Origin of the sequence: Amycolatopsis albidoflavus (genome assembly GCF_039525725.1) — a bacterium.
Lineage (GTDB): Bacteria > Actinomycetota > Actinomycetes > Mycobacteriales > Pseudonocardiaceae > Amycolatopsis > Amycolatopsis albidoflava.
The window spans coordinates 141885-168023 of record NZ_BAAAHV010000022.1; the positions used below are offsets into that span (position 1 = coordinate 141885).

The following is a 26139-nucleotide window of genomic DNA, read 5'->3' on the forward strand; positions in this document are numbered from 1 at the left end:
GGTCCCGGTTTCCGCCGGGATCAGCAACCGAGCGCTGCTCTCGTGACGTCCTCGGGGTAGGGCGAGTTTTTCAGCGCCTCCTCGAGCGGCGTCTTGGCGGTCTTCAGCTCGTGCAGCCGCAACAGTCCGTCGCGATGCGTGCGCACGAACGCTTCGTCCACCGGGTCGCCATGGCCGGGGACGACGACGCGCGGTTTGAGCGTGAGCAGTGCGTCCATCGCGGCGGCCCAGGCGTCGAGTTCGTCGTCGGGGCCGAACGAGTACGCGGTGAAGCCGTGCGGACCGTGCTCCACGACGTCGCCCGCGAAGACGACGTCGGCGTCCGGCACGTGCACCAGCAGGTCGTGGTCGGTGTGCGCGGGGCCGGGGTGCACGAGAGTGACGGTGCGGCCGCCGAGGTCGAGTTCGGCGCGGTCGGGCACGAGGCGGTCCGGGGGCATGAGCCCGGTGCGCTCGATGGCGTCGGCGATCTCCGGCTTGCCCTCTTTGCGGTAGTGGGCGGCCCAGGTTTGTTTGTCGGCTTCGCCGTTCTTCAGCAGGGCTTGCAGGCAGCCGGGGTGGGCCCAGACGTCACACGGCAGGAACGGCGTGGTGCCGAAGGCGTGGTCGAAATGCGCGTGCGTGTAGACAACCGACCACGGCAGCTCCGTCAGCTCACGCACCGCGGCGGCGAATTCGGCGCCCTGGTCGACGTCGCCGCGGGTGTCGATCACCAGGCACTGTTCCTGGCCGAGCACCAAGCCGGTGGTGAGGTCCAGCTCGTCGTACCGGCGGGCGAAAACCCCGTCGGCCACCTCGGTCCAGCTCATTGCCCCTCCAGAATTCCGTGCGACAGCTTCGCCACGCTATCGCTGACGTCCTGCTGGGCGGCGAGAAATACGTCGTTTCCATGGCCGGTCGCGGCGAGTTCCCGGCCGGAGGTGCAGTCGCGCAGCGCGGCTGGCACATCGGTGGCCGCGTAGGCAGCCGCCGCGAGTGCGGCTTCGGCGGACCTCGATCCGGTCAGCGCGCTGACGATCGCGCCCGCGCCCAGCTGGTCTTCGACGCACGGTCGCAGCGGGCCGAACTCGATGCTTTCACCTTCGCCGAACATGTCCACGCCCCAGCGTTCCCCGGCGGGAATGACGCCGATCGGCCGTCCGTCGGCGATTTCCCTGGCTTTCGCCGCAGTCGCCGACGCATTCCGCAGGCAACCGGCTAATACGTGCGCACCGGTTTTCGCCGCGGCCGCGCAGAGCGTCGCGCCGTTGGGGGAGGGGAGGGCGAGGAGCGTGCCGGACGGGATCTGCGTCACAGAAGACGGCCGGAGCGTCCATTCCTCTTCGCCGGCGACCACCGCTCCCGCTCCGCGCGCCTCGGCGATTCCGCGTTCGTCGCGCCAGCGCACCGGCAGCACGCGGCCGCCCCGGCTGACGACGAGATCCGTTGTGGTGCTGAAGGAAAGCACGTCCACGATGATCAGAACCGCGCACTCCCGGCCGAGGATTTCGACGCCGTCGCCGCCCCATTCGAGCCGTACGTCCGCGCCGTGCTGCGTTGCGATGTCCACCCCCGGAGCATGCCGGGTCGGCGGCGAGATGGCACACTCCCGCTGTGCGTGTCTACTTGGGATCCGACCATGCCGGTTTCGAGCTGAAGAACCACCTTGTCCGCCACCTCGGCGAACAGGGGCACGAGGTGACCGACATCGGTCCGTTCGTCTACGACGCGGCCGACGACTACCCGGCGTTCTGCGTCGAGACCGCGCGCCGCGTGGCCGCCGACGAGGGCAGCCTCGGCATCGTCATCGGCGGGTCCGGCAACGGCGAGCAGATCGCCGCGAACAAGGTGCCGGGCATCCGTGCCGGACTCGGCTGGAGCGTCGAAACCGCGCAGCTGACCCGGGAACACAACCACGCCCAGGTGCTGGGCGTCGGCGCGCGGATGCACACCGAGGAGCAGGCGACCGAGATCGTCGAGGCGTTCCTGGCCACGCCGGTCGACCCGGCCGAACGCCACGCGCGGCGCGTGCAGCAGCTGCTCGACTACGAGCGCACCGGCACCCCGCCGGCCCTGCCGGAGGCCTGATGCCCGAGGGGCACACGCTCCATCGGCTGGCCCGTCTGCACAAACGCCGGTACGCCGGCGAACCGGTCGCGGTGCGCAGCCCGCAGGGCCGGTTCGCCGCGGAGGCGGAGAAGCTTGACGGGCAGGTGCTCGTTTCCGCTGAGGCGTACGGGAAACACCTGTTCCACAACTACGGTCCTTTGGGGACAGTCCATGTCCACTTAGGTCTGTACGGCACGTTCGGGGAAGCCTCGCTGCCCGAGACCACGCCGGTCGGTCAGGTGCGGATGCGTCTCGTCGGCCGCACCCACTGGACCGATTTGCGCGGCCCGACTCGGTGCGAACTGCTGGACCCGGCGCAGGTCGACGCGATCAAAGCCCGGCTGGGCCCGGATCCGCTGCGCCGCGACGCCAAGCCGGATCGCGCGTGGGAGCGGATTTCGCGGTCTCGGACGACGATCGCGGCGTTGCTGATGGATCAGGCTGTGCTGGCCGGTGTCGGGAACGTTTATCGCGCGGAAGTGCTGTTCCGGCACGGGATTTCGCCGATGGTTCCCGGGCGTGCGCTGGACCGCGCATTGTGGGACGACATGTGGGCGGACCTGGTGACGCTGATGCGCGCCGGGGTCCGGGTCGGGCGGATCGACACTGTCGCGCCGGAGCATTTGCCCGCGGCGATGGGGCGCGCGCCGCGCGAGGACCGGCACGGGGGCGAGGTCTACGTTTACCGGCGGGCCGGGATGCCGTGTTTGGTTTGCGGGACGCCGGTGGCGCAGAAGGAATTGGCTGCGCGGAATCTTTATTGGTGCCCTTCTTGCCAGCCTGCTTGAGTTCTGCGCAGTTGGCTTAGCGCTTGAGCTGGGTTCGCTGCTGGCCGATTACCGCGCCCCAATGAGGTTTTCTCGGTAGTGCGGGCGTGCGGGGATGCGGCCCCACCTGGCTGCGTGGCCCGGTTCCGGCGAAGGTCCGTGAGGGGAACCCTGAGGGAATCAGAGTCCCTCAGGGTTCCCCTCACGGAACTCGGCCTTGCGCGCCAGGCCAGCCGCGGCGAGGCCGCGCGATGCATCCGCAGACGTCCGTGAAGGGCTCCTTGAGGGAATCAGATTCCCTCAAGGAGCCCTTCACGGACGACGACAACGCGGGACCGCGCCGGTCGGCCGGAGAGAATCCCGCACATCGTCGCGGCGGCGGCTCGCAATGGAGAAGACCCCGTCGAGATCACCTCCGTCCGGCCACACGGAAGCTTGTCCGCGAGCGGAGACGGCAAAGGCCCCGCGGCAAACCTGCCACGGGGCCTTCAATCGATCATCGGTCAGAAGTCGAAGCCTCCGCCGCCGTCGAAGCCGCCTCCATCGAAGCCGCCTCCGTCGAAACCGCCGCCGAAGTCCTGGCTTCCGTCGAAGCCTCCGCCGTCAAAACCGCCGCCGTCGAAGCCTCCGTCCATGCCGCCGGCGTCCAGGGCGTCCGCCTGGCCCGCGTCGTAGCCGGATTCCCAGGCCGAGGCGCTGGCGATGCCGCTCATGCCGGAGAACATGGCGCTGAACAGGAACATCGAGCCCAGGCCCCAGGCGCCGGCGACGAGCGCGGGCTTCCACCACGGCTCGCTGTACCAGCCCTGCGGCACCGGGCGGCCGGCGACGCGGCCGCCGGGGTAGTAGTACGGCGTTTCTTGGCCCGGGTCGGGCGAGGCCGCGTAGCGCTGGCCTTCGACGTCCACCTCGCGGTGTTCGGTGACCTTGCCCGCGCGTTCGCGTTCGGCCTCGTCCGGCAGCGCGGGGCCGGGGTCCATGCCCATCGCCGTGCGCGCGGCGCGCACGTAGTACAGGCCTTCGATGGCGGTTTCCTTCACCAGCCGGGCCTGTTCGACCGTCTTGGCCTGCTCCAGTTGCGAACCGGCGGCGTTGTAGCGCTCGCTCGCGTCGGCCATCGCCTGCTGGGACGCGGTGTCGGTGCCGGTGATGTTGAGGACCTGGCCGCCGAGGCGCTCGACGAGGCGGCGCGCGTCGGCCTTCGCGTCGTCGAGCTGGCTCTGTCTGGTCGCGGCCTGCTTCTTCGACAGGTACAGCACGCCTCCGACGATGACGACGACCAGCACGATCAGGAGGATCGCGGTGCCCATGGGTCACTCCGTGTCTCGATCTGACGCGACGGCCGGGCAGCCGTCTCTGAAACGGACAACGCGGACCGTGCGCGGAGAGTTCCCGGCGGCGCCTCCGATCGGGCGGTGGCCGACAAAACTAGAACACGTTATAGTCCGCGGCATGAAGTTCTCCTTGTCGATCGCGATGAGCCCGCTCGACCAGCTGAGCGGCCTGGCCCGCGCCGCCGAGGAGGCCGGGTTCTCCTCGATCGTGCTGCCCGATTCGCTCTTCTACTCCGAGAAAGTCTCCGCCGACTATCCCTACACCCCCGACGGCAGCCGGTTCTGGGACGAGAACACGCCCTGGGCGGATCCGCTGGTCGCGACCGCCTCGATGGGCGCGGTGACCGAGCGGATCCAGTTCTACACGTCGGTGCTGAAGCTCGGCTCGCGCAATCCGGTGCTGCTCGCCCGGCAGGTCAACTCGGTCGCCGCACTGACCGGCGGCCGGTTCGGCCTCGGGCTGGGGATCGGCTGGTCGCCGGAGGAATTCGAATGGTGCGGCGCGCCGTACGCGCGGCGCGGCAAGCGGTTCGACGAGGCGATCGAGGTGCTGCGGCTGATCCTCAGCGGCGACATGGTCGAGTTCCACGGCGAGTTCTTCGACTTCGACAAGCTCAAGATGAGCCCGGCGCCGCCGTCGCGGGTGCCGTTCTACATCGGCGGGCACACCGACGTCGCGCTGCGCCGGGCCGCGCGCGTCGCGGACGGCTGGTCGTCCGCGATGATGACGCTCGACCAGTTGCGCGAGACCATCGGCAAGCTGAAGGGCCTGCTCGCCGAGCGCGGGCGCGCCGACGATCCGTTCGAATTCCAGGCCGTGTGCGTCGACCGGTTCGGGCTCGACGGGTTCCGCGAACAGGCCGAGGCGGGCGTCACCGACGCGATCACCATGCCGTGGGTGTTCGAGGGGCACGGATTCGACGCGGAACTCGGCCCGAAGGTCGACGCGATCCGCAAGTTCGGCGACGAGATCATCGCGAAAATCGAGGAGTGACATGGGAGTCGAGGTCTGCTGGGACCCCGCGGCGAAGCAGCCGCCCGCGCGGGAAGCGGCGTTCAAGTCGATGACGGCGGCGACCGCCGGGGACAAGGACGGCTGGCTCGCGCTGTTCGCCCCGGACGCGGTCGTCGAGGACCCGGTCGGCCCGTCGATGTTCGACGAGGAGGGCAAGGGCCACCACGGTCGCGAGGGGCTTTCCGCCTTCTGGGACAAGACGATCGGGAACGTCGAGAAGTTCGAGTTCGTGATCCGCGATTCGCACGCGGCGGGTTCGGAGGTCGCGAACGTCGGCACGATCACGACGTATCTGCCCGGCGGCTACCGCGTCGACACCGACGGGGTGTTCGTGTACCGGGTCAACGAGGACGGGCTGGTCGTTTCGATGCGCGCGTTCTGGGAGACCGAGCGCGCGATGGCCACTGCCCGACAGGTCTGATGTCAGCCCGGGTCCGCTTCGGCGAAGTCAAGAACGTGGGCGGTGACGAGATCGGGTTGCTGCAGCGTCAGCGCGTGAGTGGTTCCCGGCACGATTTCCGTGCTGATAAGGGGATTCAGCGGCGCGACGCGTGCGGCGACCTCTCGTGCGCGGTGGATATGGCTGCGTTCGCCGAGGACCAGCCGGACGGGGACTTCGATCGCGCGAAGCTCGTCGTCGGTGAAGACGTGCTGCGGCGGTAGTTGCGCTTTGTATTTGAGGCTGGCGAACAGCAGCGGTCGCAAAGTGTGCCGCACGGCCGGATCGCCGGCGACGATCTGGCGCTGGACCGCGGCGGGCAGCAGCCACAGGAAGATCTCCGTGAAACTCCAAAGGATGAACTTCGGGACGCTGATCGCCGCGAATCCGGCCGGTTCCAGCCCGATGACGCCCGCGATCTGGTCGGCGGACCGGGTCGCGAGGTTCAGCGCCAGGAAACCGCCGCGCGAAACCCCGGCGAGGTAGACCTTCTCCTGGCTGATGCCGGCGAGGACTTCGGAGAGCCATTCGGCGAGGTCGTCGTCGGTGCTGGCGGAGGCGGTCTCGACCGAGTGGCCTGGTTCGCCGATCGAATCGATGGCGTAGACCGGGTGGCGGGCGGCCAGTTCGGCGAGGTGCGGGTACCACGACAAAGACGAGCCCATGACGCCGTGCAGCAGGACGATCGGCGTGCCGTGTTCGGGGCCGCTGCGCCGGACGCGGGTGGGGCCGAACTTCGTGGCGATGTCCAGTTCCTCCGAGGGAACCGGCCACTTTCGCAGGACCTTCGCGTAGGCGGCGAAGTAGCGCTCTTGGGCTTCGGGGTCGGTGAAAGTTCCCGGCATGTCGTCCCTCCCCGAGACGGGTTACCGTGCGCTTACACCGTAGCACCGGTCGCCGCGGTCAGGCGTTGTCCAGGCGCAGCAAGGTGTTCAGCAGGTTTCCGCCGGGCAGCCCCTCGTCGCCGAAGATCCGGTGCTGCACCTCGATCACGAGCGGCAGCGCGGCGCGCAGGGCGGCTCCGCCGGCGTCGGTCACCTCGACGCGTTTGGCGCGGACGTCCTCGGCGCTGCGCGCGCGGGCGACAAATCCCTTGCGCTCCAGTGTTTTCAGGATCTGCGACACCTGCATCGGGTGAATGTCGCCGGAGGTCGCGAGACCGGATTGGGTGACCGGGCCGCCGGCGCGGTTCAGCCAGGCGGCGAGCGCGAGCGTCTGGAACTGCAGGTGCGTCAGATCGAGAGGGGCGAGCGCCTGGTCGATCTCGCGGACGTAGCGGTGCACGACGCGCCACATGACGAAGCCCACCGCGTTCTCGGGGGCGCCGAGCGAGGCGGTGGCGAAGAGTTCGGCGAGCGCGTCCTTGTCCATCGGGAGGCATCGTAGCGGTTGCCCTCCGATAGTAAACGCGTTTAGTATCGGAGGGGACGGAGAGGGGTTCCTGATGACTGACCTGCGACTGGACCTAGGCCTGTACCGCTACGACAACACCCGCCCGTTGTTCGACGGACGGGTCCGCTTCGAGGGCGTCGACGCGACCCTGCACACCGCCGACATCGTCTCGGACCTGTTCGAGCGGATGGTGCGGGGGCGCGAGTTCGCCGTCTCCGAACTGGGCCTGACCTTCTACCTGCGCACCTTGGACCTGCCGGATCCGCCGTTCGTCGCGCTGCCGGTGTTCCCCAACCGGCAGTTCCGGCATTCGGCGATCTACGTCAACGCCCGCAGCGGCATCCGGGCGCCGCGGGACTTGATCGGCAAGACGATCGGCGAGTTCGCGACCTACGGGCACGACGCGGGAGTGGTCGCGAAAGGCATCCTGTCCGACGAGTACGGCGTGCGGCCGGAACAGAGCCGATGGGTGATCGGCGGGTTCGACTGGCCGATGGAATGGTTCGACTTCGTGCCCCGGCTGCATCCTCCGGAAGTGGACGTGCGGCAGGCTCCGGCGGGGAAAGCGCTCGGTTCGATGCTGGAGAGCGGGGAGATCGACGCGTTTATTTCGGCGGATCCGCCGCGCGGGATTCGGGAGGATTCGCCGGAGGTGGCGCAGTTGTTCCCGGATTACGTGCAGGTGGAGCGGGAGTATTACCGGCGTACCGGGATCCGGCCGATTATGCATGCGGTGGTAGTCCGGCGGGATCTGCTGGCGGAGCATCCGGGGCTGGCGGAGCGGCTGTATCGGGGTTTTGTCGACGCCAAGGAAACGGCGATGGCGGATTACCGGCGGGGGCGCATCTTCAATCACATGGGGGATGCCGGGATGGTGCCGTGGTTCAGCGCGTTGTATGACGAGAATCGCCGGTTGTTCGGGGAGGATTGGTGGCCGTATGGGATTGAGAAGAACCGGCTGGCGGTGGAGGCGTTCTTGCGGTGGCACTTCGAGCAGGGGTTGTCTCGGCGGTTGATGACGGTGGAGGAGATTTTTGTGCCGGAATTGCTGGGTACTTAGCCGGTGAGCGGGCAAGCCCCCTCGACAGCCGGTTGGGCCCGCCTGACGGGGATCTCCCGCTCGTCGCTTCTCTGGACCTGGTCGATCCCGATGCGCGGCTTGTCCTAGTGACCGTCGGGGTGCATCTGGACGGCCGGACTCTGTGCGGCGACGAGCTGCACAACCAGTTGTTCACGCTGCCGGACGAGCCGACCGGTCTCGCGTTCGCCGCGACCGGCGGGCCAGCCGAACTGGCAGCCGAAGCCGCGAACTGGTTCGAGGCCGTTCTGCGCCGCCCGATCGTGCGCTGCGAATGGACGCTCACGCGCCAGATCCACCTGTTCGCGGACACCGGGGAGATAGTCGGGGCCAGGGACAACCGCCCGTTCTGTTCGCCTGACCAGCTTCACCGGCTGGTCGCCACCGGGCACCTTGAGGGCGGCTGGGCCGACGCCCGGGGGCTCAGGCAGCCGGATGTCGTCACTCGCGTCCGACGACCTGGGCCGCCAGTTCCTCGTGCAAGCCTTCCAGCGCGATGACGTCGTCCTCGCTCCCGATATGCGGCGCGGAAAACCAGTCCGCGTATTCGCGCAGTTCCGACAGCCGCCAGTCGAGGGCGAACAGTTCGACCATCGCCGGGTCCAGGCCCGCCGTGTCGGGCAGGTCGGCGTAGTCGCGTTCGCGCGGGGCGACGGCGAGGCTTTCCCAATCGACCAGGCGCAGGCCGTCCGGGGTCAGGACCTGGTTGTCGTTGTGCGGTTCGCCGTGGGTGGGGACCCAGGAGTCGCGGCGGGAGGCGGCGAAGGCGGCCAGTTCCAGGTAGCGGGCGTTCCACCAGGCGATCGCGTCGGCGCGGGCGGCGAGGGCGGTGCGGGCTTCTTCGGCCAAGGGACCGGACGTCCACGGTTCGGCGGTGCGGGACCGTAGTTCGGCGGCGAAATTCGGGCCGACTTGCGGGGACCAGTGGCGCAGTCCGGCGGGTGGCGGGGTGCTGTGTAGAGCGTCGAGGGCGGCGAGAATTGCCGGTTTGTCGACCTCGTCTTCCGCGGGGCTGCGGCCGTTCAGCATCGGGGTGACGCTGAGTGCGCCGACGCCGGTGTCCACTGTGAACTGGCCGGACCGCGCGGGTACTGGCGCGCAGACGAACTCGAGCCCCGAGGCGGCCAGTTCGGCGGCACTCGCGTAGGTGCTTTCGAGAGACGCCGCGGTGTGCCGGGGTTCGAGCTGGTCCAGCGTGACGAACAGGGTATCGGCGCGCCAGTGGTGCGCGCCGAAACCCCAAGGCAGGTAAGCGATCTCGGAGACGGGCTGCCAATGCTCGGCGAGCGCGCGGGTGATGGCGCCATCAGTGACGAAGGACGGTCGAGATCGCACAAAACGGATACTAGGCAGGGCTTCGTGGTGGGAGCAACGGAGTTTTCAGAACAGCTCGTTCTGGTACTTGTCGTCGATCACGTCGTATAGGGTGCCGCTGACGAGGTCGCCAAGGCTGTTGTTCATCTTTTGCGCCTGCTCGGCGATGGAGAGGGTGTAGAAATCGCCGCCGAGGGTCGCAGCTTCGGCGAGCCCGCGGGTGTCGCCCTCCCACAGTTTCGCGCGGATAATGGCTTTTCCGCACTGGCCGAACACCTCGCGCACGCGCACGATCGTCGCGAGCACGGCGGGTTTGCCGTCCGCGCTGAGCATGCCCAGCAGTTCCGGGTCGTCGGTGACGAAAGCGTCGCCGTTGACCCGCATCACCTCGCGCAGGCCGGGCACGAAGAAGACGAGCCCGATCGACGGGTTGGCGGTGATGTTCTCGAAGGTGTCGGCGAGTTTGTTGCCCGGACGGTCGGGGATGGCGAGCGTCCACGGGTCGAGGATCCGCACCGAACCGGGCGGGTCGCCTTTCGGGCCGACGTCCATGAGGCCGTCCGCGCCGACGGTGGCGGCGCAGAAGAACGTGCTGTGCGCGATGAACCGCATCGCGAATTCGCCGAGGTGCGGTTCCTTTTTCTCGGCGATGAACTGGTCCGGGAAACCGATGATTTCCCGGACGCGCGCCATGGTGATCGGGGGGTAGGCGTCTGCCGCGGTGGTCATGACTTCTCCCGTCACAGGTCGAGGACCAGTCGTGGGGTGCGGGCGCGGGACACGCAGACGAACATCCGGTCGCCTGCCGCCTGTTCGCTCGCGGAGAGGATGCCGTCGCGGTGGTCGGGGACGCCGTCGAGCACCTTGGTCTCGCAGGAGCCGCAGATCCCGGACCGGCATGAGGTCAGGGGCCGGATTCCCGCCTTTTCGAGGGCGCTGACAATGCTTTCGTCAGCCGCGACGGACACGGTTTTCTTCGAGGCCGCGCATTCCACTTCGATCGGCTTGTTTTCCGCCGGGGCGGCCTGCGGGGCTTTGAAGCGCTCCAGCCGCAATGCTTCGGCGGGCCAGTTCGCCGCTGCGGTGTCCAAATCGGACAGCAGCGACGCCGGGCCGCACGCGTACACCTTCGCGCCGGCCTCGACGGGCCTTTCCAGTTCGGTCAACGGGATCCGGCCGGTGGTGTCCGAGGAGTGGCAGCGCACGCGATCGCCGTAGCCGCGGAGTTCGTCGAGGAACGGCATCGACGCGCTGGTGCGGCCGCCGAAGTACAGTCGCCAGTCCGCGCCCCGGGCTGCCGCGGCGCGGACCATCGGCAGGATCGGGGTGATGCCGATGCCTCCCGCCACGAAGACGTACGACTTGGCGGGATGGAAGGCGAAATTGTTCCGCGGGCCTTTGATCGAGATGCGCTGGCCGGGCCGGAGAAACGCGTGTACGTATTCCGAACCGCCGCGGCTCGCGCGTTCCCGGCGGACGCCGATCCGGTAGTACGCGCGTTCGCCGGGCGGGCCGCAGAGCGAGTACTGCCGTTCGAGGCCGTTCGGCAGCACGAGGTCGATGTGCGCGCCCGGTTCCCAGCTCGGCAGCGGTTTCCCGGTCGGGTCCGCCAGGTCCAGCGAGACGACGCCGTCGGCTTCCCAGCGCAGCTGCCGCACGGCGACGTCCAGCTTCCCGGCGGTTCCGGCATTCGGAGTCATCGGCTTCCCTCCTTTTGTTAACGTTGTTACTTGCCGCCTGGCCGAGCGTATTGGTAACATCGTTAACATGTCAACCGAGGCGAAACGGGCGGGAATCGCGGCGACGCGGGCCGAGCGGGCGGTGGCCGAGGCGCTGGACCTGGTCGACGCCGGCGGGCTGGAGGCGCTCACGATGCGCCAGCTGGCCGACCGGATGGGCCTGCACCTGCCCGCGATCTACCGGCTGTTCGACGGCAAGGACGCGCTGATCGACGAAATGGCCGAGGCGATCCTCGCCGGCGCGGTCGCCCACCTGCCCGCCGAGGACGGCGATTGGGAAAGCCGAGTGCGGAGCCTGGCCGCCGGATTGCGCACGGCGCTGCTCGCGCATCGTGACGGCGCGCGGATCGTCGGCGGGAACTACGCGGCCAAGCGCAGCAATCTGACCTTTGTGGACACTCTGCTCGGCTGCCTGCTGGCGTCCGGGCTGCCGCGGAAGCAGGCGATCTGGGCGGCCGGCGCGGTGTTTTGCTACGTGCTCGGGGAGACGCTCGAGGAGCAGGGTGCGACCGGGGGCGAGATCGACGTGTTGATGGGGGTTTTGGGGACGCGGCAGTACGCGCACCTGGAGTCGGGGCCGATGGAATCGATGCTCGACTTCGAGGCGCGGTTCGCGTTCGGGCTGGAATTGCTGCTGGCCGGGGTGCGGAGTGTGGTGGGCAGCGGTGAGAACCGGCGACGAGTGCGCTAGTTTTCCGGGCTGATCCCCGCCACCGCGATCCGGAACAGGCGGCTGGCCTCGGCAGCCGGGTCGGGGTGGCGTTCGGTTGTCAAGGTGATGCCGACGATCAACGCGATCAGGTCGCCCACAGTCACCCCTGGCGAGACTGCCCCGTCGCGGGCGGCGCGCGCGACCAGTGGGGCCGCGGACTCTTCCAGCGTCATCGAGCAGGAGTTCCCGTGCGCCGGATCCGGTGTGTCGTACGCCAGGGCCGCCGCGAGTCCGCGAGCCGTTACGCAATAGCTGACCACGTCGTCAAGCCACTCGAGGAGTGCGCGGCGGCTGTCGGATTCCCCGGCCAGTTCCTGCGCGCGGGCGGCCAGCAGGGCGATCCGTTCCTGTGAGACCGCTTCCAGCAGCGCGTGCCGGGTGGGAAAGTGTCGTCGCACAGTCGCGGAGCCGACGCCGGCGGTGCGCGCGATCTGTTCCAGCGACGCGTTCGCCCCGTGTGCGGCGACCTCTTCCTCGGCCACCTCCAGAATTCGCGCGTAGTTGCGCCGCGCGTCCGCGCGTTGCTGGCCGGGCATGGCGTGACCTCCGGGTTTGCTAAGTGGCGGACCCCGCCGTATCGTAGCGGACACGAAACGGCGGGGTCCGCCACTTAGTGTTTCCGAGGGAGAATCATGGTTGAGCAAGCACCGGTACTGGTCGTCGGCGCGACGGGACGGCAGGGCGGCGCGACCGCGCGGGAGCTGCTGGCGGCTGGGGTGCCGGTCCGGGCGCTGGTCCGGGATCCGGCGGCGGAGCGGGCGAAGGCGGTCGAGGCGTTGGGCGCCGAACTCGTCGCCGGGGATTTGCGCGATCGGGACGGGCTGGCGCCCGCGGTGAAGGGCGTGCGGGCGGTGTTCAGCGTGCAGATGCCGGACATGAGCGGACCGGAGCCGGATTTCGCGGGCGAGGCGGCTCAGGGGATCAACCTGGTCGAGGCAGCGGCGGAAGCGGGGGTGCCGCAGTTCGTGCACACCTCGGTGAGCGGGGCGGGCTCGCCGGAATTGGCCGATGAGCGCTGGGCGTTCATGGCGCCGACGATGGATGCCAAGGCAGCGGTCCAGGATCGGCTCCGGGCAGCCGGGTTCCCGCGGTGGACGCTGCTCAAGCCGGGATTCTTCATGGAGAACTTCCTGCCGTCGCTGCAGTACGTGTTCCCGCGCGGCATCGAGGGCGGCTTGGTGACGCTCCTGCGCCCGGAGACCCGGTTGTCGCTGGTGGCGGTGCGGGACATCGGCCGCGCGGCTGCCGCGGCCATCGCTGAGCCGGAGCGGTTCGACCGGGTCGAGCTAGAGTTGGCGAGCGACTACCGGACGATGACGGAGATCGCGCCGGTGCTGTCTCGCGTGCTGGGGGTGCCGCTGGCGGCGCCCGACATGACTGTCGACGAGGCGCTTGCCGCTGGCATGCCGCCGATGGGGTTCTCGCACACGATGTTGAACGAGATCGGACAGCCTGCCCGGCCGGAGTTCGCGCGCGAGCTCGGGATTCCGCTGACCTCCTTCGAGGAATGGGCTGAGACGGCTATGCGGGCCTGAAAGCTCGGTGCAGCAAGGCTTCCAGGTCTGGACGGTGCACCGGACGAGGGTTGGCGTAGGGGTTGGCCAGTACCTCGTTTACGACCGAAGCCAAGTCCGTTTCCGTGACGCCTAATGCGGCGAGATTGGTCGGAGCGCCGGTGTCGGCGGTGAGTTTGGCCAGGGCCGCGGCCGGGTCGTCGGTGTTCAGCGCGCGGGACAGGGCGGCAGCCGCGTCGGGAGCGGCGGGCAGGTTGAAGGCGGCGACATGCGGGAGCAGGATCGCGTGAGTTTCGGCGTGCGGCAGGTCGAGCATTCCGCCAAGTACGTGGCAGAGTTTGTGGTGCAGGCCCATGGTTGTCGCGCCAAGGCAGGCACCGCAGAGCCAGGCTCCGCGCAGGGCGGCGGGGCCGGTGAAATTCGAGGCCAGGTCTCGTACGCCCTGTTCCGCCATGGCGGCGATCACCGGCGAGACGTCCGGCGCGTAAAGGGCTTCGACGGCGTGCGCGATGGCGTTCAGACCGCTGGTCGCGGCTACCGTCGCGGGCAGGCTGGCGATCAGGTCCGGGTCGTAGACCACCGAACGGGGCAAGACTCTCCGGTCCCGGCCGGTTTGTTTCCGGTTGTTCTCGGTGAGCCCCCAGATCGGCGTCATCTCGGAGCCTGCGTACGTCGTCGGGAGTGCGACGACAGGCAAGTCCTGGCGCAGGGCAAGGGCTTTGCCTAGTCCGATCGTCGATCCGCCGCCTGCCGCGACGCAGCCGTCCGCCCGCGATTCGGCGGCTGCGCGCGAGGCGGCGGCCACGGTCGGCACCGGGACGTGCGGGCGGGCCTGGTCGAAGACTCCGGCGGAGCGGTCGCCGAGGACGGCGGCGACCTGGTCGGCCAGGTCGCGTTGCTCCGGAGTGGACAGAACCAGGACCCGGCGCAGGCCTAGGCGATCGGTTTCCTCGGCGATTCGGGACAGCGCGCCGGAGCCGAACATGACGCGCATGGGAAGGGCTTCGTAGGTGAAAGAGTCCATCATGGACAGTCTCCGTCCGGAGTGAGGCGGATGTCGAAGTGGGCTTCGCGGTGGTCGCCGTGGTCACTGAAGGCGGTGACCAGACTTCGCTTCACGGCGAACACCGCGTCGCTGTCGAGATAGGGGCTGTCCGCGACGAACATGTGGGTGGTCAGCGACTCGTGCCCGGCGGCTTCGGCGATCACGTGGACGTGAGCCGGGCGGTACGGATGCCGTCCGGTCGCGTTCAGCAGGCGGCCGACCGGGCCGTCGGTGGGGATCGGGTAATGGCTGGGGACGACGGTGCGGAACCAGAATTTCCCGTTCTCGTCCGCGCGGAACCGGCCGCGTCCATTGCCCGGCGGTTGCACCTCGGGCTGCTGGACGTCGTAGAAGCCGTCCTCGGTGCACTGCCAGATGTCGACGCTCGCGTGGGGGAGCGGGGTGCCGTCAACGGAGCGGACGGTTCCGGTGATCACGCACGGGGTTCCGGTGCCGAGCAGGTCGATCGAGTCGCCCAGCTCGCGTTCCGGCGATTCGGTCAGATGGAACGGGCCGAGCACAGTCGCCTCGGTGCCGCCGTCGCTGTCGTTGAGGGTTTCGACCAGCATCGACACCCCGAGCACGTCGGACAGCAGCACGAATTCCTGCCGGGTGGCGTCGCAGGTCTGGCCGACGTCGGTGAGGAATCCGACCGCCTGCTCCCACTCGGCCATCGTCGGGCGCAGTTCCCGCACGAGTGCGTGCAGGTGCCGGGTGACGGCCGACAGAATTTCCTTGAGCCGCGGGTCCGCAGTGGCCGCGAAGCTGTCCAGAACGGCTTGTTCGGCGGTGGTTTCGGTGAAGTCCACAGTGGTCAGTCTTTCTGTTCGCGGAAGCGGTCGGCGAACCAATCGGCGACGTAGGCGGTGCGTTCGGCGGCGTGGTTGTAGATCGTGTGCTCGCCGTCGTCCCATTGCTTCAGGTCCGCGCGACCCTCCGCGGCGGCAAGGAACGGTTTCTGTTCCTCCAGGCGCACAATGGGATCCTCGCCGCCGTGCAGGACGAGCAGATCGCCGCGGATCCGGTCCTCCGGCTTGAACGCGAGCCGGTCGAAGTTGTCTTGGACGGCCTGGTGGTCCCGGGTGCCGAGCATGGCGCAGGCTTGTTCGTCGAACGTCCGGAAGCCCAGCAGCCGGGGAGCCGCAGGTGCGCCGTTGACGCAGACCGCGGTCACCTGGTCGTCGGACGCCGCGGTGGTGGCGGCGTAGAGACCGCCCATGCTGTTGCCCCACAAGCCGATGCGCTCGCCCGGCGCGTGCTTGACGAAGGTCGAGTACGCGGCCCGGACATCGACGTCCAGCAGGATTCCGCCGCGCATTCGCGTCTCGCCTTGGCCGGGGCCTTCGGCGAGCAAGGCAGCCATCCCACGTTGCGCGAGCGCGTCGGCGATCGGAAGATACGTCGCGCCCCAGCCGCTTTGGCCGCCGAACACCACGACAGTTCCGGAGATCGGGCCGGAAGGGCGGACCAGCCAGCCGTACAGCGTTCCGTTCCCGAACGGCAATTCCACCCGTTCCCAGCGCGGCGTCGCGAGTTCGGCGGCGCGTGCGACGATGGACGTGAACCGTTGGTAGAGCGCGATTTTACGTGGCTCGTCGAAGTTGAACGCCATTTGCGCGAAGAGTAGATCAGCTGCGGCGTAACGCAATTCCGCCAATGCGGTGACCGGATTCGCGGGGCCCCGAGCGAGCCGCGCGTCAGCGAGTTGTTCGGCCGCGACATCCCACGGTTGCCCGGCGGCGGTGCGGGTTCGCAGGGCGAGAACGTCGGCGTAGTCCATGCCGCCGTCCAGCAGCCGGGTCGGCGGCATGGCGCGCCAGAGCGCTTCGGTCAAGCTCATGCGGGCACCGCCGCGCTGAGCTGCTGCCGGAGCTGATCGACGACCGAAGGCAGCTCGGCGAGCGTTCCGGCCCAGAAGAGATGGAAATCCGGGCGGCTGAGGAACGCTTCCGTTCCGGTCGAGGAGAACCACCGCTGGTAAGTCCCGTCGACGTCCTCGACGGCGCCTGGTGCGACGGTCGCGATAGTCACGCCGAACCGGGACAGGAACCCCTGCTGTTCCGCGTCGAGCACACCAACGGGATCGGTCTGAGAGACCAGGGTGAACCCGCCGCCGACGACATCGTCGAACCGGCCCTCACCGGACAAGCCTCGCACCACCCCTTGCGGCGCAAGCGTTCCAGCCAACGGGCTGTGCGGGTGGACCACCCCGGCGACAATGGTCGGAAACGGCGGCGGAGGCGGAACATTCCCGCTGCGGAACGCATCATCGCGGGCAGCTGCTTCGGCCAGATCGTGGGTGTTGGCGACCTTGCCCAGCGCGGTGGAGATATCAGTGATCGCGGTGGCGTGCGGTTTGCGTTCCGCCTCGTAGGTGTCGAGCAGCTGGTCCCCGGCGAGGCCGCGCAGGACGAGGTCGAGTTTCCAGCCCAGCGTGATCCCGTCGCGCATGCCCGAGCAGGCGCCCTGCCCGAGGTACGGCGGCGTGGTGTGCGCGGCGTCCCCGGCGAGCAGAACCCTCCCGCGCCGCCAGGATTGCGCGATCCGGCCCTGGAAGGTGTACACGACCTGCCGCAGAATCCGGACGTCCGAGCGGCCGAGACCGTGTTTTTCGCCGAGCCAGCGCCAGGCGAACTCCGGATCCTCGTACGCCGCGACGTCCTCGCCGGGCAGCACCGCCAGCTCGAACCGCTGCCTGCTCCGGCCGATCGGCATGTGCATGTGACCGCGCGCCGGATCGCAGAACTGGGTCACCCGGCTGAACCGCTCAGGCAACGGCCGCAGCCGCTCGGTGTCGATGTTCAGCCACTGGTCGTGTACGCCGGTGTCGCTGCGTTCGATGCCCAAGGTGGCACGGACGAAGCTGCCGGCCCCGTCCGCGCCCACGAGGTACTTCGCCGTGACAGTGCGCTCTTCGCCGGAGTGCGACCACTGGCCGGTGCGGTCCTTCGACCACGGCCGGGCGGTCAGCTGCACCCCGTCGGCCTCCGCGCGGAGATTCACGACCGCCCAGCCCTGATTGACCTCGACGTTCCCGGTCGCCCGCACGTGCCGGTCGATCGCGTCCTCGATGTCCGGCTGGTAGATCGACAGATGCGCCGGGTGCCCGCACGACGTGCCCCGCCAGTCGAGTTCGATGAGCTGCTCGCCGTCCGCGCTCAGGTAGCGGTAGTGCGGCAGCGGAAGGGCGTCGCGCAGGGCGTGGTCCAGGTCGCCGGTCGCCTGGACGATCCGCGCGGTCTCGCCGTCGATGTGGGTCAGCCGGGGCAGCCCGTACAGGCCGGGCCAGCGTTCGAACACCGCGACGCGGTGGCCTTTCTTGCCGAGTGCCGAGGCGAGGACCAGTCCGGTCGGTCCGTAGCCCACGATTGCGACGTCGAAGTCGTGGCGCATCTGTTGTCTCCCATCGGGAAGGAACCCGTGGGAGGAGATTAAGAACGTTCGCCCGCGTCGCCGATCCGTTTCGCGACAGGCCGATCCGCCGCGCGACACGAACTGTGCAGGGTCTCTGAGGGAGGCACGCCGTAGCGCGCTTGATAAGCCCCGGCGAATCGCGGCACGTGACCGAATCCCCATTTGAGGGCGATGTCGGTGACTGTTGTACCGGGCCGCGCCGATCGCAGGTCTTCGTGCGCGCGGGCGAGGCGAATGCTTCGCACGTATTCGCGCGGACTGCAGCCGACGTATTCCTTGAAATGCCGTTGCAACGACCGCGGCGTGGTTCCGGCCTCGAACGCCAGCCGTTCGATCGACAACTCGGCCGACGGATCCCGCTCGATCAGCTCGAGCGCGCGCTTGACCGGCGTCGAACGGCGCGGGCTTGCCTGCCGGTTCTCCAGTTCGCGGCGGTAGTTGTGCGGCTGGGCGAGCAGGAGCCCGGTCATCAGGAACCGCGGCCACGGGCTGTCGACGCCGGCCTCGGCGAGCCCGGCAGGCTGATCGAGGTCCCGCAGGAGCAATTGGACGGCTTGCGCCCACGACGCGGCGGCGGGCCGGGCGAGGTCCATCCCGGGAAGGAACCGGATCGGCGCGGCGATCGGGCGGTCGAGCAGCTCTTCGAGGTGCCGTTCCAGCGCGTGCCGTTCGACGCGGACGTGCAGCTGACGGTAGCCGTCGGACAGCGCCATGCGGGCGACCATGCTGGGGGAGAGGATGCCCGCGGTCCCGGCGTCGACGTACACCTCGTCGCGGTCGGCATGCAGCAGGTTCGTTCCGCCGAGCGCCAGGTTGACGTCGTAGTAGTCGACCTGCTCGGTCAGCTCCACCCGCAGCTCAGCGCCGGTATTGCGGCAGTAGACGAGCGTGATCGGGCCCAGTTCGGCCATCGCCACGTCGGTCTGCAGGCCCGCGTGGCGCCCGGCGGGCGAGAGCCGGTGCGGGGTCAGGTACCGCGAGGCGGCGGCCCGGAACTGCTCCAGGTCAGCGGTGTGCAGCACGGAGAACCGCGAGAGTGTCGCCATCGGTGCACCGCCTTTCCGCCGCTCCGGTCCATCGTAAGCCGAAGCGCGTTGCTCCGTTCGTGTCAGCCGGTTGGTGCGGGTGCGCGACGGCGGCACTTCTGCCCTGGTGCGATGCGCCCCGACTTGCTCGTTCCCCGCCGTCCGGGCGTGATTGTTTGTTACCTTCTGGGCCCGGATCCGCGGCCAGACCGGCCAGTGAGGAGCACTTCGATGGCCGCTGTCCCGCCGTCCACGGGGAAACGCGGCGGCCGGGCCCGGGCTCCGCGCGATCCGGACGCCACGCGGCGGGCACTGGTCGGCGCCGCGCTCACGCTGTTCGAACAGGACGGCTTCCACGCCACCTCGGTGCAGAAAATCGTCGACAGCGCGAAGCTCACCAAAGGCGCTTTCTACTACCATTTCGAGACCAAAGAAGACGTGCTGCACGAAATCCACGACCAGTTCATGGATTTCCAGCTGCGCCGGATCCGCGAGGTGCTCGCCGAGGGCGGCGCGCCGGAGCGGGTGCTCCGCCGGGTGATGACCGAGGTGCTGGTCGAGCCGATCGGCGTCTACCGGTCCGAGATCTCGATTTTCCAGCAGGAGCGCAGGTTTCTCTCCAGTACGACGTTCGCCTCGATCGAGCGCAAGCGCGACGAGTTCGAAGCGCTCGTCACGCGAGTGGTCGAGCAAGGGATCGAGAGCGGCGCGTTCAAACCCGTCGCGACCGCGCGGGTGCTCGCGTTCGCGGTGATCGGCGTGGCGGCGTGGGCGCACACCTGGCTCGACCCGCGCGGCGCGATGACGCCCCGGCAGATCGGCGACGCGTTCGGCGAGATCGTCGTCGCCGGGCTGCGCACCGGGTCGCTGCCGGAAAGCCGGGCCTGAACCTCGGCCTGGCACGGCGGTCGTCTTTCCCGGTAGAAAGGAAAGATCATCGGGGAGGGAGCACCCAGTGAAGGTCCTTCTGCGCAAATTTGTCCCCATCGCGGCAGCCGCCGTACTGGCGGTCACCTTGGCACAGCCCGCGGCGGCGCGTCCGGCAGCCGGTCCAGCCGCGTCGTCGCCCGAGTGGCGCGTCGCGAACGGCCAGCTGGTTTGGACGGCGCCAAAGCCGCTGTTCGGCGACGGCGCGGTGGAGTTCTGGTCCGGCGGCAAGCTGCTCGGGCGTGCCCAGCCGGCCGCGGATCTGCGGACGTTCTCGCTGCCCGCGGGCGGGATCCGCGAGGTGCGCGGGCTCGAGGCGCGCGTCGGCGGACGTTCGCTGACCGAAGCGCCCAAGGCGACGGCGAATCAACCGGCCGCGGCGCCGCTGCCCGTGTTGCCCGCTAATGCGGTGGATCCCGGTAAACCCGGGCAGTTCTCGACGGTCAAGGGCGAGTACTCGCTCGACCCGGTGCGACTGCCCGGGCTGGACGGGCCGATCGAAATGCAGGGCCTGGTCGTCGCGCCGAAACACGCGCCGGGGAACCGGCCGCTGGTGGTGTTCCTGCACGGCAGGCACCAGCCCTGCTACAACCCGACGGATCCGGACGACTACTCGACGGCCTGGCCGTGCAAGGCCGGGATGCTGCCGATCCCGAGCTACCGCGGCTACCTGCAGACCCAGGAATTGCTGGCGTCGCAGGGATTCGTGACGGTGTCCATTTCGGCCAACGCGATCAACGCGCTCGACCACGCGGCGGAGGACGGCGGTGCGCAGGCGCGGTCGTCGCTGGTCCGGCTGCACCTGGCGCACTGGGCGGATTGGTCCGGCAGCGCTCGTTCGACCGCTCCGGCGATCGTGAAGGATTCTCCGGCGGCGGATCTGTCGAATGTGTTGCTGGTCGGGCATTCTCGCGGCGGCGAGGGCGTCAATCGCGCCGCGATGGACAGTTTGTATCCGCCGCCGGGCGACACTGGCTTCTCCGGGCCGGTCCGGTGGAAGATCCGCGGCGACGTGCTCATCGCGCCGACCGTGTTCGGGCTCAACCCGACGCCGGACGTCCCCTCGGTCACCTTCCTGCCCTCGTGCGACGGCGACGTGTCGGATCTTCAAGGGCAGCAATACATCGACGCGGCACGCGGCGTCAGCCGGGACACGGCCTTGCACAGTGCCCTTTACGTCTCGGGCGCGAACCACAATTACTTCAACGCCGAATGGACTCCGGGCGTCGCGGTAGCCCCGGCGCAGGACGATTTCCATTCTCCGGAACCGGATCCGAATTGCTCGCCCGGCGTGCCCGCGCGGTTGACGGACGCGCAGCAGCGGGCGGTCGGCGCGACCTATGTCGCCGCGGCGGCGCAGCTGTTCCAGAAGCACGATCTGCGGGTCGAGCCGCTGCTGGACGGCTCCGGCGTGCGTGCGCCGTCCGCCGATCCGGCGCACGTGTTGACGCATGCTCTCGGCGGCGCGCGGACCCCGGTGCTGGTCCCGGATTCGTCGACGAAGGTCACCGGCAGCGGGGACGTTTGCCAGCAGGTCGGCCCGGACCAGCGGTGTCTCACGAATTCCGGCGCTTCCAAGTCGCCGCATTTTGTCGGGCTGGAAGAAGCGCCTGATCCGACGCGGACCGCCGTGCACGTGCGCTCGGCGACTGCCGGGGCTCCGGCGAAGATCCAGCTGCCCCAACCGGTTTCGTCCATCGGCGCGCGGGCGTTGGCGATGCGGATCATCGCGCCGGAGAACGCTCCGGCCGAGTCGTTCGACGTCGCGGTCACCGACGCGCGCGGCAAGCGCACGAAACTGGGCGCGGTGACGGTGGCCGGGCTGGCCGGGACCGAACGGACGAAATCGTTCTGGGGCCAGGAAGTCCGGGTCCCGCTGCCGCCGTATCTGGAGGTGGCCGGCCTGGAATTGACGCCGCGGAAGGCGGGCGGCGAGGCGTGGCTGCTGGACGCGTACGCCTGGCGGCCCGGCCTGCCGGACCCGGACCCGGCCCCGCTGACGCGCGTCGATCTCGGCTCGATGACGGTCAAGGAAGGCGATTCCGGCTCGAAGACCTACCAGATCCCGGTCACGGTGACCGGCGACGGCGGCGGTTCGGTGCGGGTCTTCCGGGCCGATTCGCTCTCGCCGATGTCGATGAAGTGGACGTACCAGGCGGTCACGCTCGCGCCGGGACAGCACACACTCGACCTGCCCGCGACGATCGTAGGGAACACCCGGTGGAGCTGGCCGTACCGGCTGCTGGCCGGGGTGAAGGCCACCCACGGGACGGTTGTCGGGTCGGCGGAGGGTTCGCTGAACGTCGAAAACGACGACCCGGCCCCGAAAGCGAGCGTCGGCCAGCCCGATGTGTCGACCGCTGAGGGCGGCGCGCTGACGTGGCCGATCGGACTGTCCACAGCGGCCGATTCGGAGATCAGCGTGCTCGGGGAGGTGAAGGCGCCGAAGACCGGGCCGGAACTGATGACGTCGGACGTCGACCCGAAGTGGCTGATCGAACACGGCATCGATCCGGAGAAGAAGCAGCCGTTGTCGGAAACCGGATTGACGGTGGTGCTGCAGATTCCGGCGGGGAAGACGAGCGGCGACCTGACGATCCCGACCCTGCGGCATGCCGGGGCCGATCCGGCTAAGCACGTTCTGCTGCATGTGACGGGCGAGCCGAAGGAATCCGGGCCGGACGTCGACGTCACGGGGACGGTGACGGACGCGGGATGAGGTTGATCCTCCTGGTCCGGGCTCCGGGCCAGGAGGATTTTCCGCTCGTTTTCGCCGCGACGCCCCTGAGCAGCCGTCTGCCTCTGCCAGCGGAGTGAAGGCGCGGTCGTAGCGGCGCTCAGGACAGCGAGGTCACAGGCTGTGCTTGCGCACCCTCGGCAAGATCCGCAGCAGCGCGGTCCCCGCTGCCAGCAAAGCGAATCCGGCCAGCAGCAGCCACAACGCGTTCACTCCGGTGAACGCGAGGCCGCCGGTCATTCCGGCCGCGGAGGCCGCGCCGATTTTCTGGTACATGGCTTTCTCTCTTCCGTCTCGGTGTTCACCAGTTCTTGCGGGTGCGCAGGAGCGCGTCCGCGTACGCCTTGAGATGGCAGGCCTGCAGGAAGTAGTCGAGCACCAGTTCGTACATCGACGCGGCGAGCAGCATGCTGCGCCAGCCGCGGTACCGGACGGTCACCGCTCGTTCCACCACGAAGACCGCCGAGATGCCGAGCCACCACGGATTGAGCTGCAGGCCGCCGCGTGCGAGGGCGATCGCGAGCGTTGTCAGGTAAATCCCGGTCACCAGCACTCCGGCGATGGTCAGCAGTTGCCTGGCCCAATACCGCCACGTGACACGCGTGAGTCCATATTGGACGCAGTTCTCCACCGCGCCGCGCTTCCAGCGCAAGCGTTGCGTCCACAGTGCACTCCAGCTGGTCATCACCTCGGTTTCCAGCGTGCAGTCGCTGGGCGAGATCACCCGGTGCCCGAGGTGCAGCAGGGCGAAGGTGAGTTCGTTGTCCTCGGTGAGCACGGTGGTGTCGTAGATCCCGCCGTTGGCATCGCCTGCGGGCAGCCGCCCGGCGAGCCGTGCGGCGGCGACCTCCCGGAGGGTGCTGACGCGGAACATCGCCGCGGTTCCGGTCAGTACCAAGCATTTTCCGTGCAGCCGGTGGACGTCGCGGGCGTAGCGGGCGTATTCGTTGCGCTGCAGGTGTCCGACGAACCCGCCGCCCGGCCCGCCGCGGAACACGCCGCCGACGCCGCCGTAGCCGTGGTCGAGATGAAGCAGGGCGGTGCTCACGAACTGCGGGTCCAAAGTGGAATCCGCGTCCTGGACGAGGATGACATCGTCATCGTCCAGGCGCGGCAGGAGCCAGGCGAGCAATTGGTTGAGCGCACCGGCTTTCTTGTGCGTGTTGTTCTCGGACAGCCGGACTCGGGCCCCGGCTGCCGAAGCGGCTCCGGCGGTGTCGTCGGTGCAGTTGTCGGCGACGACGAAAACCTCGTCGATGGCCCGGTCCTGCCTGCGCAGCGCGGCGACAGTGTGCGCGATCTGCGGTTCTTCGTCGTGCGCGGGGATCACGGCGACGACGCGCACGCTGCCGGAACGATGCCGTCCGGCTCGTGGTTCGGCGAGCGTGGGTGCAGACATGGGCGGGGTCCTCTGCGCGGAACTGCGACGGGATGCGTCGCGCTTGCCCCTTACCTCTGCTGGCGGTCACAGAACGCTACGGGAAGAGCCCGGAGACCACCCGCGCGGGGGAGATTTTCCCGCGAAACCTGGGTAATAGCTGGGAATTACGGCAGCGAACGGTGACTACTGTGAGTGCATACTATTCGGACTGTCGGTGTGCCCGCGGTGCCATCAACCGGGCGATGAGCGGCGTCGACCCGAGCCCGTGCAGCACGACGCTGCCGAGGACACAGACCACCGTCAGCGTCAGCACGAGGTCGCCTTCCTCGCCGGTCAGGCCGTTGATCGCGAGCAGCCCGAACACGATCGACGTCGTGCCGCGCGGGCCGAGCGCGCCGACGAGGAACCGGTCCCGCAGCGGCATCCGGGTGCGGGTCAGCGACAGCATCACCGGGAGGATCCGCAGGACGGTCAGCGCGAGGAGGCAGAACACGACCGGCTCCCACGGCACGCCGAAGGACACCATGACCACCGCGGCCCCGCCGACGACGAACCACATCGCCATCGTCAGGATCCCGGTGACCTCTTCGAGCAGCTGCAGATCCTCCGACGGCCGGGCGAAGTGCTCGCGGGCGGCGCTGTCCGAGGTGCGGAGGTGCCGCGCGGCGAAGGCGCGGTAGACGTAGCGGAAGGCGATCCCGCTGACGAAACAGGCGACGAACCCGTTGCCGTCGATGGCGACGGTGGCCGCATAGGTCAGCAGGGGAGTCGTCAGGATCGCGATGCGCCGCCCCTGCCCGGAAGTCCAGCCGGAGCGGACGGCGAGGAACAGCAGGAAACCGATCACCGCGCCGATGATCGCGCCGGCCGCGATGGCCTTCAGCGCGAACGGCAATGCGGTCGCGAGCGCTTTTCCGGCGGTATTCGCCGTATTGTCACTGCGCGCGAGAATGAGCGCGAAGAGGAACAGCGGCGAGACCAATCCGTCGTTGTAACCGCTTTCGACGTTCAGCACGCTGCGCACTTGCGGCGTCAGAGTCTTGTCCCGCACCACGCGTTCGGCGGCGGCGAAATCGCTCGGGATGACGATGCACGCGACGATCAGCAGCAATGGCCACGGCAGTTCCGGGAAGAACGCCCAGCCGACCAGCATGGCCAGCCCGAGACTCAGCGGCAGCGCGAGGAACAGCACCCGCGCGACAAGGCCGGGCGCGTGGCCCCACAGCCGTCCGCCGCGAACCTCGGTGGCGTCGACGAAAAGCAGCATGGCGAGAATGAGCTCGGCGACGTGCTGCGCGATTTCGGTGTCGAAGAGCTCGAGCAGTTTTCCCGGATTCGCGAACAGCGCGGTCGCGACTCCGCACACCACCATCAGCACGGGTGCGGCGATGTTCCACCGGTCGAGCTGTTTGGCCGCGAGCGCGCGCATCAGGACCGCGGCCGAGAGGACCAGCAATGCGGGAATCATCGTTCGTCCGGCTCCACGGCTTTTTTTGATTGCGCCCAGCCGTCTTCGGCCGCTGACGCTCCACAGTGTACCGGCGGCGGCGCGCCTTTCCCGGCATTCCGGGTGTACGTCACGTCCACCCGGAATCGGTCGATGGTTGGACGATCCGGCGGGCTCCGCGCCCTAGCGTCGGCAAGGCGGGTGTTCCGGCCCGCCTGATTCGAGAAGAAGGCCGCGATGACCGACGCTCTCATCATGGGCGGGATCCTGCTCGCCCTCGTTCTTTTCACCCAGGTGGGCCGCCATCGGCACAACCTGGTCATGGGCATCATGCCGTTCGTTTCGTGCACCGTCATCGGAGTCCTGTACTTCACCGGCGGCATCTCGCTGACCGGCCCGAACGTGGCGGCCGGCCTGGTCGGGGCCGTCGTCGGGGCGATCGCCGGCGCGGGGCTGATCGCCACCACCCGGGTGGAGCGCAGTCCGGTCACCGGGCGCGTGCAGACCTGGGCGGGCTGGCCGTACCTGCTGATCTGGCTCGCCGTGCTGGTGGGGCGGCTGGTGTTCGTGTGGGCGGTGGAGAACGTGCATTCGTTCGCCGCGAAGGTCGGCGAGTTCCTGGTCAGCGCGCAGTTGGACGAGGACGGCGTGGGCCTGTTCTTCGTGCTGATGGCGCTGGCCATGGTCGCCGTGCGGGCCGGCGGGGTGCTGTGGCGCGCCCGGCGGCTGGACGCCGTCCGCGACACGCATCCGGTGCGGGTCTGACTACGC

At 68.9% G+C, this 26139-nt stretch carries 28 protein-coding genes; 11 read left to right on the top strand and 17 right to left on the bottom strand.

Annotated features, from left to right (window positions below; genetic code table 11):
• Nucleotides 1-20 precede the first annotated feature (20 nt).
• Nucleotides 21-809 (bottom strand): MBL fold metallo-hydrolase, encoded by a 789-nt coding sequence (locus ABD156_RS33740; protein ID WP_344283372.1) that lies wholly within the window; start codon nt 807-809, stop codon nt 21-23.
• Nucleotides 806-1549, bottom strand: a complete 744-nt coding sequence (locus tag ABD156_RS33745; RefSeq protein WP_344283375.1) for a 2-phosphosulfolactate phosphatase — start codon at nt 1547-1549, stop codon at nt 806-808. The genes ABD156_RS33740 and ABD156_RS33745 overlap by 4 nt, the downstream gene beginning before the upstream one ends.
• A gap of 44 nt (nt 1550-1593) precedes the next feature.
• Between ABD156_RS33745 and ABD156_RS33750 the strand changes: the two genes are divergently transcribed.
• Nucleotides 1594-2067 (top strand): ribose-5-phosphate isomerase, encoded by a 474-nt coding sequence (locus tag ABD156_RS33750; RefSeq protein ID WP_344283378.1) that lies wholly within the window; start codon nt 1594-1596, stop codon nt 2065-2067.
• Nucleotides 2067-2876, top strand: coding sequence for an Fpg/Nei family DNA glycosylase (locus tag ABD156_RS33755; RefSeq protein ID WP_344283380.1), 810 nt, complete (start codon nt 2067-2069; stop codon nt 2874-2876). Before ABD156_RS33750 ends, ABD156_RS33755 begins: the two co-directional genes overlap by 1 nt.
• Nucleotides 2877-3358: 482 nt before the next feature.
• Here ABD156_RS33755 and ABD156_RS33760 read toward each other — a convergent pair whose 3' ends face one another.
• Nucleotides 3359-4165, bottom strand: a complete 807-nt coding sequence (locus tag ABD156_RS33760) for a hypothetical protein (protein ID WP_344283383.1) — start codon at nt 4163-4165, stop codon at nt 3359-3361.
• Between the two features lie 142 nt (nt 4166-4307).
• Between ABD156_RS33760 and ABD156_RS33765 the strand changes: the two genes are divergently transcribed.
• Nucleotides 4308-5183, top strand: coding sequence for a TIGR03619 family F420-dependent LLM class oxidoreductase (locus tag ABD156_RS33765; protein WP_344283385.1), 876 nt, complete (start codon nt 4308-4310; stop codon nt 5181-5183).
• A gap of 1 nt (nt 5184) precedes the next feature.
• Nucleotides 5185-5625, top strand: a complete 441-nt coding sequence (locus ABD156_RS33770; protein WP_009081273.1) for a nuclear transport factor 2 family protein — start codon at nt 5185-5187, stop codon at nt 5623-5625.
• A 2-nt stretch (nt 5626-5627) separates the two neighbouring features.
• Here ABD156_RS33770 and ABD156_RS33775 read toward each other — a convergent pair whose 3' ends face one another.
• Nucleotides 5628-6488: an alpha/beta fold hydrolase gene (locus tag ABD156_RS33775; RefSeq protein ID WP_344283392.1), complete on the bottom strand. Its 861-nt coding sequence runs from the start codon at nt 6486-6488 to the stop codon at nt 5628-5630.
• Between the two features lie 58 nt (nt 6489-6546).
• Nucleotides 6547-7014: a MarR family winged helix-turn-helix transcriptional regulator gene (locus ABD156_RS33780; protein WP_344283395.1), complete on the bottom strand. Its 468-nt coding sequence runs from the start codon at nt 7012-7014 to the stop codon at nt 6547-6549.
• Between the two features lie 73 nt (nt 7015-7087).
• On the opposite strand from ABD156_RS33780, the gene ABD156_RS33785 reads away from it, so the two are divergent.
• Together ABD156_RS33785 and ABD156_RS33790 are read left to right on the top strand one after the other, a co-directional pair.
• Nucleotides 7088-8095, top strand: coding sequence for a type 2 periplasmic-binding domain-containing protein (locus tag ABD156_RS33785; protein ID WP_344283398.1), 1008 nt, complete (start codon nt 7088-7090; stop codon nt 8093-8095).
• Nucleotides 8096-8202: 107 nt separating this feature from the next.
• Nucleotides 8203-8613 carry a hypothetical protein gene (locus ABD156_RS33790; RefSeq protein WP_344283401.1) on the top strand — a complete coding sequence of 137 codons (411 nt, stop codon included), beginning with the start codon at nt 8203-8205 and terminating at the stop codon, nt 8611-8613.
• Here the strand turns inward: ABD156_RS33790 and ABD156_RS33795 are convergent.
• Genes ABD156_RS33795 through ABD156_RS33805 form a run of 3 tightly spaced genes read right to left on the bottom strand, consistent with a single transcriptional unit; the run spans nt 8555 to nt 11127 of the window.
• Nucleotides 8555-9448, bottom strand: coding sequence for a hypothetical protein (locus tag ABD156_RS33795; protein ID WP_344283403.1), 894 nt, complete (start codon nt 9446-9448; stop codon nt 8555-8557). The genes ABD156_RS33790 and ABD156_RS33795 overlap by 59 nt on opposite strands.
• Nucleotides 9449-9493: 45 nt before the next feature.
• Nucleotides 9494-10156: an MSMEG_1061 family FMN-dependent PPOX-type flavoprotein gene (locus ABD156_RS33800; protein WP_344283406.1), complete on the bottom strand. Its 663-nt coding sequence runs from the start codon at nt 10154-10156 to the stop codon at nt 9494-9496.
• Nucleotides 10157-10167: 11 nt separating this feature from the next.
• Nucleotides 10168-11127 (bottom strand): PDR/VanB family oxidoreductase, encoded by a 960-nt coding sequence (locus tag ABD156_RS33805; RefSeq protein WP_344283409.1) that lies wholly within the window; start codon nt 11125-11127, stop codon nt 10168-10170.
• A 67-nt stretch (nt 11128-11194) separates the two neighbouring features.
• Here ABD156_RS33805 and ABD156_RS33810 point away from each other — a divergent pair, with 67 nt between their 5' ends.
• Nucleotides 11195-11857: a TetR/AcrR family transcriptional regulator C-terminal domain-containing protein gene (locus ABD156_RS33810; protein ID WP_344283412.1), complete on the top strand. Its 663-nt coding sequence runs from the start codon at nt 11195-11197 to the stop codon at nt 11855-11857.
• Here ABD156_RS33810 and ABD156_RS33815 read toward each other — a convergent pair.
• Nucleotides 11854-12414 carry a TetR/AcrR family transcriptional regulator gene (locus ABD156_RS33815; protein WP_344283414.1) on the bottom strand — a complete coding sequence of 187 codons (561 nt, stop codon included), beginning with the start codon at nt 12412-12414 and terminating at the stop codon, nt 11854-11856. The two genes, ABD156_RS33810 and ABD156_RS33815, sit on opposite strands and share 4 nt — an antisense overlap.
• 96 nt (nt 12415-12510) lie before the next feature.
• Here ABD156_RS33815 and ABD156_RS33820 point away from each other — a divergent pair, with 96 nt between their 5' ends.
• Nucleotides 12511-13413, top strand: coding sequence for an NmrA/HSCARG family protein (locus tag ABD156_RS33820; protein ID WP_344283417.1), 903 nt, complete (start codon nt 12511-12513; stop codon nt 13411-13413).
• On the opposite strand, the gene ABD156_RS33825 is transcribed toward ABD156_RS33820, so the two are convergent.
• From ABD156_RS33825 to ABD156_RS33845, 5 genes are read right to left on the bottom strand one after another with little or no spacing between them, the layout of a single operon-like run.
• Complete coding sequence (locus tag ABD156_RS33825) at nt 13400-14419, bottom strand: maleylacetate reductase (protein ID WP_344283421.1); 1020 nt, start codon at nt 14417-14419, stop codon at nt 13400-13402. The genes ABD156_RS33820 and ABD156_RS33825 overlap by 14 nt on opposite strands.
• Nucleotides 14416-15246, bottom strand: coding sequence for a dioxygenase family protein (locus ABD156_RS33830; RefSeq protein WP_344283423.1), 831 nt, complete (start codon nt 15244-15246; stop codon nt 14416-14418). The genes ABD156_RS33825 and ABD156_RS33830 overlap by 4 nt, the downstream gene beginning before the upstream one ends.
• Nucleotides 15247-15251: 5 nt before the next feature.
• Nucleotides 15252-16277, bottom strand: coding sequence for an alpha/beta hydrolase family protein (locus tag ABD156_RS33835; RefSeq protein ID WP_344283425.1), 1026 nt, complete (start codon nt 16275-16277; stop codon nt 15252-15254).
• Complete coding sequence (gene mhpA / locus ABD156_RS33840) at nt 16274-17830, bottom strand: bifunctional 3-(3-hydroxy-phenyl)propionate/3-hydroxycinnamic acid hydroxylase MhpA (protein WP_344283427.1); 1557 nt, start codon at nt 17828-17830, stop codon at nt 16274-16276. Before mhpA ends, ABD156_RS33835 begins: the two co-directional genes overlap by 4 nt.
• A gap of 38 nt (nt 17831-17868) precedes the next feature.
• Nucleotides 17869-18897 carry an AraC family transcriptional regulator gene (locus ABD156_RS33845; RefSeq protein WP_344283428.1) on the bottom strand — a complete coding sequence of 343 codons (1029 nt, stop codon included), beginning with the start codon at nt 18895-18897 and terminating at the stop codon, nt 17869-17871.
• 210 nt (nt 18898-19107) lie between these two features.
• On the opposite strand from ABD156_RS33845, the gene ABD156_RS33850 reads away from it, so the two are divergent.
• Both ABD156_RS33850 and ABD156_RS33855 read left to right on the top strand, forming a co-directional pair.
• Nucleotides 19108-19764: a TetR-type transcription factor C-terminal domain-containing protein gene (locus ABD156_RS33850; protein WP_344283431.1), complete on the top strand. Its 657-nt coding sequence runs from the start codon at nt 19108-19110 to the stop codon at nt 19762-19764.
• Nucleotides 19765-19831: 67 nt separating this feature from the next.
• The gene (locus ABD156_RS33855) at nt 19832-22522 is read left to right on the top strand and encodes an alpha/beta hydrolase (protein ID WP_344283434.1); all 2691 of its coding nucleotides are present in this window, start codon (nt 19832-19834) and stop codon (nt 22520-22522) included.
• A gap of 132 nt (nt 22523-22654) precedes the next feature.
• Here the strand turns inward: ABD156_RS33855 and ABD156_RS33860 are convergent, their stop codons facing one another.
• The 3 genes from ABD156_RS33860 to ABD156_RS33870 form a co-directional block, all read right to left on the bottom strand.
• Entirely contained in the window at nt 22655-22816 is a 162-nt protein-coding gene (locus tag ABD156_RS33860) for a hypothetical protein (protein WP_344283436.1), read from the bottom strand.
• 25 nt (nt 22817-22841) lie between these two features.
• Complete coding sequence (locus ABD156_RS33865; protein WP_344283438.1) at nt 22842-23939, bottom strand: glycosyltransferase family 2 protein; 1098 nt, start codon at nt 23937-23939, stop codon at nt 22842-22844.
• Between the two features lie 181 nt (nt 23940-24120).
• The gene (locus tag ABD156_RS33870) at nt 24121-25389 is read right to left on the bottom strand and encodes a cation:proton antiporter domain-containing protein (protein ID WP_344283441.1); all 1269 of its coding nucleotides are present in this window, start codon (nt 25387-25389) and stop codon (nt 24121-24123) included.
• A gap of 216 nt (nt 25390-25605) precedes the next feature.
• Between ABD156_RS33870 and ABD156_RS33875 the strand changes: the two genes are divergently transcribed.
• On the top strand, nt 25606-26133 hold the full coding sequence (locus tag ABD156_RS33875) for a DUF1453 domain-containing protein (RefSeq protein ID WP_344283444.1): 528 nt from the start codon (nt 25606-25608) through the stop codon (nt 26131-26133).
• Nucleotides 26134-26139: the final 6 nt, after the last annotated feature.

What these genes read in the sequence shown, in the direction of transcription:
- ABD156_RS33740 (WP_344283372.1), bottom strand. Translation starts at nt 809, where the DNA reads ATGAGCTGGACCGAGGTGGCCGACGGGGTTTTCGCCCGCCGGTACGAC.
- ABD156_RS33755 (WP_344283380.1), top strand. Translation starts at nt 2,067, where the DNA reads ATGCCCGAGGGGCACACGCTCCATCGGCTGGCCCGTCTGCACAAACGC.
- ABD156_RS33760 (WP_344283383.1), bottom strand. Translation starts at nt 4,165, where the DNA reads ATGGGCACCGCGATCCTCCTGATCGTGCTGGTCGTCGTCATCGTCGGA.
- ABD156_RS33765 (WP_344283385.1), top strand. Translation starts at nt 4,308, where the DNA reads ATGAAGTTCTCCTTGTCGATCGCGATGAGCCCGCTCGACCAGCTGAGC.
- ABD156_RS33770 (WP_009081273.1), top strand. Translation starts at nt 5,185, where the DNA reads ATGGGAGTCGAGGTCTGCTGGGACCCCGCGGCGAAGCAGCCGCCCGCG.
- ABD156_RS33775 (WP_344283392.1), bottom strand. Translation starts at nt 6,488, where the DNA reads ATGCCGGGAACTTTCACCGACCCCGAAGCCCAAGAGCGCTACTTCGCC.
- ABD156_RS33780 (WP_344283395.1), bottom strand. Translation starts at nt 7,014, where the DNA reads ATGGACAAGGACGCGCTCGCCGAACTCTTCGCCACCGCCTCGCTCGGC.
- ABD156_RS33785 (WP_344283398.1), top strand. Translation starts at nt 7,088, where the DNA reads ATGACTGACCTGCGACTGGACCTAGGCCTGTACCGCTACGACAACACC.
- ABD156_RS33800 (WP_344283406.1), bottom strand. Translation starts at nt 10,156, where the DNA reads ATGACCACCGCGGCAGACGCCTACCCCCCGATCACCATGGCGCGCGTC.
- ABD156_RS33805 (WP_344283409.1), bottom strand. Translation starts at nt 11,127, where the DNA reads ATGACTCCGAATGCCGGAACCGCCGGGAAGCTGGACGTCGCCGTGCGG.
- ABD156_RS33810 (WP_344283412.1), top strand. Translation starts at nt 11,195, where the DNA reads ATGTCAACCGAGGCGAAACGGGCGGGAATCGCGGCGACGCGGGCCGAG.
- ABD156_RS33815 (WP_344283414.1), bottom strand. Translation starts at nt 12,414, where the DNA reads ATGCCCGGCCAGCAACGCGCGGACGCGCGGCGCAACTACGCGCGAATT.
- ABD156_RS33820 (WP_344283417.1), top strand. Translation starts at nt 12,511, where the DNA reads ATGGTTGAGCAAGCACCGGTACTGGTCGTCGGCGCGACGGGACGGCAG.
- ABD156_RS33825 (WP_344283421.1), bottom strand. Translation starts at nt 14,419, where the DNA reads ATGATGGACTCTTTCACCTACGAAGCCCTTCCCATGCGCGTCATGTTC.
- ABD156_RS33835 (WP_344283425.1), bottom strand. Translation starts at nt 16,277, where the DNA reads ATGAGCTTGACCGAAGCGCTCTGGCGCGCCATGCCGCCGACCCGGCTG.
- mhpA (WP_344283427.1), bottom strand. Translation starts at nt 17,830, where the DNA reads ATGCGCCACGACTTCGACGTCGCAATCGTGGGCTACGGACCGACCGGA.
- ABD156_RS33845 (WP_344283428.1), bottom strand. Translation starts at nt 18,897, where the DNA reads ATGGCGACACTCTCGCGGTTCTCCGTGCTGCACACCGCTGACCTGGAG.
- ABD156_RS33850 (WP_344283431.1), top strand. Translation starts at nt 19,108, where the DNA reads ATGGCCGCTGTCCCGCCGTCCACGGGGAAACGCGGCGGCCGGGCCCGG.
- ABD156_RS33860 (WP_344283436.1), bottom strand. Translation starts at nt 22,816, where the DNA reads ATGTACCAGAAAATCGGCGCGGCCTCCGCGGCCGGAATGACCGGCGGC.
- ABD156_RS33865 (WP_344283438.1), bottom strand. Translation starts at nt 23,939, where the DNA reads ATGTCTGCACCCACGCTCGCCGAACCACGAGCCGGACGGCATCGTTCC.
- ABD156_RS33870 (WP_344283441.1), bottom strand. Translation starts at nt 25,389, where the DNA reads ATGATTCCCGCATTGCTGGTCCTCTCGGCCGCGGTCCTGATGCGCGCG.
- ABD156_RS33875 (WP_344283444.1), top strand. Translation starts at nt 25,606, where the DNA reads ATGACCGACGCTCTCATCATGGGCGGGATCCTGCTCGCCCTCGTTCTT.